The organism is Collinsella sp. OM04-5 (genome assembly GCF_003439125.1).
In the GTDB taxonomy this organism is placed as follows: Bacteria; Actinomycetota; Coriobacteriia; order Coriobacteriales; family Coriobacteriaceae; genus Collinsella.
The window spans coordinates 1-1590 of the sequence record NZ_QSUU01000028.1 but is presented as its reverse complement, the minus strand read 5'-3'; the positions used below and the strand labels follow the sequence as shown (position 1 = coordinate 1590).

At 70.3% G+C, this 1590-nt stretch carries 1 protein-coding gene; it reads right to left on the bottom strand.

The features are described from left to right. Positions 1-9 precede the first annotated feature (9 nt). On the bottom strand, positions 10-1299 hold the full coding sequence (locus DXB53_RS09800; RefSeq protein ID WP_158552092.1) for an IS110 family transposase: 1290 nt from the start codon (positions 1297-1299) through the stop codon (positions 10-12). Between the last annotated feature and the right edge of the window lie 291 nt (positions 1300-1590).

Sequence of the window (1590 nt, the reverse complement as noted above, 5' to 3'; positions counted from 1 at the left end):
CTGACGCTCCTATTTGGCAAGGTGTTTTTTAGAATCCATTTTGCGCTCGGCCTCGAAGGCTTGCCTGTCCCAATCGAGCGGAAGTCCGGCCTCGACCCATGCCTCGTAGGCCCTCCTTATGGGCTTGAGCTCCCTTTGGCCCCTCTCCAGCATCGAGATGTACTTCTCGCTGGTTCCCAATATGGACGCCGCCCTCACCTGGCTGACCTTCGCCGCGCGCCTGGCCGCCACGAGCTCCGAGGCGTCCTCGGGCCTCCTGATCTCGTGCGGGTGCATCAGCGCCCGGTACGCCTCCCTGGCCACGTAGCGCTTGAGGCACCTCATGACCTCCCTGTCGCTCTTCCCCCGCGCCCTGGCCCTCTCGGCGTACTCGGCGGTCTCGGGGTCGCGCATGACCCTCTGCCTCGCGATCTCGTGCAGCGCGCTGTTCGCCTGCCGGTCGCCGCCCCTGTTGAGCCTGTGCCTCACGGTCTTGCCGCTCGAGGCGGGGATGGGGCAGGCGCCGCATATCGCCGCGAACGACGCCTCGGAGCGCAGCCTGCCCGGGTTGTCCCCGGCCGCGACCGCGAGCTTGGCCGCGCTCACGGGCCCGCACCCGTACATAGCCAGCAGCGCGGGGCAGTTCTCCTCCAGGGACGCCTCGATCGCGCGCTCCATGTCGAGCGCCGCGTCGCGCGCCGCCGCCCACAGGTCCGCCAGCGCGCCGAGTGCGGCGCCCAGCGCGCCCTCGGCGCGCACGGAGGGGAGCACCTCCATCAGCCTCGGCCCCGCCACCCCGCGGAACCTCGACCTGAGCCCCTCCGGCGCGGTGGTGAGCAGGGACCTCGCGGTGTTGATCGCCGAGGTCCGCGCCTTCACCGCCCCGGAGCGCGCCGCGAGCATGCAGCGCACCCCGTCGACCCACCCGTCCTGGCTCTTGGGGGTCCCGAGCTTTGAGCCGGACATCGCCGCGCGGGCGGCCCTCTCCGCGTCCGCCTCGTCGCACTTTCCCTGTCCCGGGCGCCTCCTCTGCGTCCTCGCCGGGGAGAGCGCCTCGCGCACGGGCATCCCCAGCGACGCGAGGTGCCTGGTGAGGCCCGCCCCGTAGGACGACGTCCCCTCCATCGCGACGCAGGCCGGCTCCCCGGCCGCCGCGATCGCCCCGGCGAGCGCCTCGTATCCCGCCGCGTCGGCGGGGAACTGGCGGGACAGGACCTTGCGGCCCCTCCAGTCGAGGACGTACAGCCAGTGCGAGTCGGCGTGGGTGTCGACCCCGCAGAAGACCGGCCCGCGGGCGCCGGGTGTCGATTCGGTTCTCATGTCTCGCTCCGTTCTTTCCGTGCTCGCCTGGACCGGGCAGACGGCACACTGACGGGGCGCGATAGAATGCGGTTGTTCGGGTCCGCGGTATCGCTCCATGCTCCTATTAGGTCATGCGGCGGTCTCGGCTCGCCGCGGGCCGCGCGGGACATGTCAGGAAACGAGGGCAGCCCTGTGGGCGCCAGCGGAATGTGGAGTCACCGCGCGGTCCGCATCTGATGGTGTCGACGTCAATGGTATACGGGTGCATCATCGACGTCTTCAATACAGAAGATATCAGTGCGGAATGTT

Bases quoted from the DNA above. Each gene is read 5' to 3' on its own strand.
- DXB53_RS09800 (WP_158552092.1), bottom strand. From the start codon at position 1,299: ATGAGAACCGAATCGACACCCGGCGCCCGCGGGCCGGTCTTCTGCGGG.